Annotated in this window: 3 protein-coding genes; all 3 read right to left on the bottom strand. The window is 29.1% G+C overall.

All coding sequences use genetic code 11. The annotated features are described in order from the left end of the window. Positions 1-241 precede the first annotated feature (241 nt). Positions 242-1,132 (bottom strand): toll/interleukin-1 receptor domain-containing protein, encoded by an 891-nt coding sequence (locus FGM02_RS07820; RefSeq protein WP_139957812.1) that lies wholly within the window; start codon positions 1,130-1,132, stop codon positions 242-244. Between the two features lie 218 nt (positions 1,133-1,350). Then, the gene (locus FGM02_RS07815; RefSeq protein ID WP_139957811.1) at positions 1,351-2,109 is read right to left on the bottom strand and encodes an NADase-type glycan-binding domain-containing protein; all 759 of its coding nucleotides are present in this window, start codon (positions 2,107-2,109) and stop codon (positions 1,351-1,353) included. A 226-nt stretch (positions 2,110-2,335) separates the two neighbouring features. After that, positions 2,336-3,108: hypothetical protein (locus tag FGM02_RS07810; RefSeq protein ID WP_208021489.1), on the bottom strand; the 773-nt coding region annotated here is incomplete at its 5' end.

The following is a 3,108-nucleotide window of genomic DNA, read 5'->3' as shown; positions in this document are numbered from 1 at the left end:
TAATACTGTGTGGATTTCCGCTTGGAAATCCCCCCGTTTTGCCTAACTGTTTTGTATAAAGTTAGTGTGGGAGTTGATAATCTTAAGATTCTCAGCCCCGGACTAAACTTTTACTTATTTTGTGTTTTTATCTTAGTCGACCTAAAAATAGATAAATAAGTAGAAGTGACATAGTAAAAAAACACAAACCTTTGTTTAAACCATAAAAACCCACATTGACTTTATGCGGTGTTAGGGTAAGTTATTTTAATATTTCTTTAATTGAATCTATTAGTTCAGTCCATGGTCTAGCTGAACGATTCGTAAAATCTAAATACTGTAAAGATTCTAATCTGGGATGTAATTGAGTTTGTTTGAGCATAATCGGGAATACTTTAATGCTTTTTCCCCAAGCAAAAGCCCATTCATATGTTACATATTCAGATTTTCTAGCTTCTGGTGTCATGATAGCAATTACAGCTATAGAATTTTGAATACCATCATCAATTTCTTGTCTCCAATCTTGTCCTATTTTTAATCTTTCAGTATCAATCCAACTATTTATTGAGTGCTTTTCTAATTTAAGTTTTAACAGTTCTGCAAAATCGGCATCATCATGGTCATGAGAAATAAATACAGATTGATTGTCTTGAACAATTACTTCTTTTTTTTCAGGTGAATTTCTATCGCGAACTATTGCTTTTATAGTTTTTACGAAATCATTTGTAACTTTAGATGATTCTGTTTCAGTATGTTCAGAAAGAGCAGTTCCGTTTAAAGGGTAAAGTTTACTTTTAACAACCCAATTATGCGAACCCCATTCTGACGGTGTATATAAAAAAGTAAATAAATACTTATCATTACTTTCAATGATTTTATCGTATTCAGATTCTAAATCTTCTGATACGAAATCTAAATACAGCTCTGATAAAACAACGATAGTGATATCAGCTTTTTTAATTGCATCTATAGTTGGCTTTTCCCAGTCTTCTTCATATTCATCTTCGCTTATTTGAACCTCTTGCACTTTTAAATCAGAATAGGTCAATACCTTATCTATTCCATCTATATTCTTGATACGACTCTTCAGGTTTTCACTAAAGACTCCTTCATTAGTTCCTGAATAATCTATGTATACGTTTAGTTTCTTCATTTTTTTAATTTACCCTAACGGTTTTGTATAAGGTTATTGTGGGAGTTGATAATCGAAGGATTATCAGCCTAGCACTAAGCTTATACTTATTTTATGTTTTTATCTTGTCGACCTAAAAATACTCAAATAAGTATAAGTGACACAGTAAAAAAGCCTAAAACTTTGGACAAGCCATAAAAACCCACATTAACTTTATACGGTGTTGCCACACGTAATTTTTAATGTATATCTATTCCGTCAAAAAATATTTCGGTTATTGCTGTATCATCGTACTTGTCTCCTTTATAGATTTCCAAAATCTCAAATTTTATTTTCCATTTTGACAAGGTTTGAAGTTTTTTGTAATCTTTTCTTTCAGAATATCCAATAGGTTTTTCTAACTCAATAGATTGTAAAGAATAAACATCTTTAAGATTAATTATTCCATAAAGAACATCGTTAAAGTACATTTTAAGTTTCTTAACGCGTGAATTATTTTTCCAGATTTCTTTACTTTTTATATAGCCATTAGCAATTTTTATAACTGTTACTCTCGGGTGTTTTGGAACAAATATGAACTCAATAAATTCTCCAATTCCGTAACCTTTAACACCTTCTACCCAAGCTGTTTGATAACTAAAATCTTTAATGTTATTTATTTCGTAAGAATTTTTATTTTGATTTTTTAAATATGATGACGAGCGAACTGTATAATCTCCAGCACCACAATACCAGGAACAGCCTCCGCCTTCAATATCCCACATTGAGTTATAAGTTTCATTATATTTTTCTAACAGCTCTGATTCTTTTTTAGTTAGATTTTCCCAACTTCTTTTTTCAGACTCTAAATCGTTAAATAATTGATTTCTCTCTTTCCAATCATTTTGTACTTGAATTCCAAAATCGAAATCCATTTCAGTTTTTGTTTCGAACTCTTTTAGATTCTGACTAAATGAATGAAATGTAATAAATATAAATATTGTAATTATAGGTTTCAATTTTCGTTCAGTTTTTATGTGTGGCAACGGTTTTGTATAGGGTTAGTGTGGGAGTTGGAAATCATATGATTTTCAGCCTAGCACTAAGCTTATACTTATTTGTGTTTTTATCTTAGTCGACCTAAAAATACTCAAATAAGTAGAAGTGACATAGTAAAAAGACACAAACCTTTGGAGTAAACCATAAAAACCCACATTAACTTTATACGGTGTTGCCTGCCGTTTTTTATTTTTCAGCTGAATCTTTATTTGATTTTCTGATTTTTAATTCTTTTTCAAGTTTTGTCTTTTGATTATTAAATAAAATTCGACTTGAATATTTTTTGAAATAAGTAATTGTCTTTTCAATTTGCTTTATGTCTTCTTGTATATTTTGTTTCTGATTTACGTTTAATTCATTTGGTTCAGGATTATGTTTATAATGAATATATGCATTTCTATTATCAGCCAGTTTTAGAATTACATTTTTATGTTGTACAGATATTTTGGGAATTCCAAGTATTAAAGGAAGCCAAGTTAGTTTACCAATTATATTAATTGATTTAATAATATTATTTGTCTCTTTTTTATTAATAGATTTTCTTTGACACAATTCATTAATTATTCTGTTTAATTCGTGTTCAAAATAAGTTGCGTAAAATATTTTCGCATTATTAACTTCACCTATTTCATTAAAATGTCGAGCATTATTAATTAAATTATCAGTATGGTTTACTATAACTTGATATTCAGCTTTTTTATTTAATTCAAGAATTTTATTCCAAAATTTTTCCTTGTCTCCAAAATCAGATAATGTTAATGATCCATCTTTAAAATGAGATTTAATGACACTCTCAATAAGAACCTCTGTTAATTTTTCTTGTTGTTCTTTTAAGTTTATATCATTCATTTTTGTTAAGTTTTTCAGTTTCAGAATTACGTTTTGTAAATGGCTGGCAACGGTTTTGTATAAGGTTAGTGTGGGAGTTGATAATCGCGAGATTCTCAGCCAAACACTAA

The organism is Flavicella sediminum, assembly GCF_006381105.1.
Taxonomy (GTDB): Bacteria; Bacteroidota; Bacteroidia; order Flavobacteriales; family Flavobacteriaceae; genus Flavicella; species Flavicella sediminum.
This window is presented reverse-complemented; position numbering and strand designations above follow the sequence as displayed.

Coding starts and splice junctions, on each gene's coding strand:
- FGM02_RS07820 (WP_139957812.1), bottom strand. CDS start 1,132: ATGAAGAAACTAAACGTATACATAGATTATTCAGGAACTAATGAAGGA.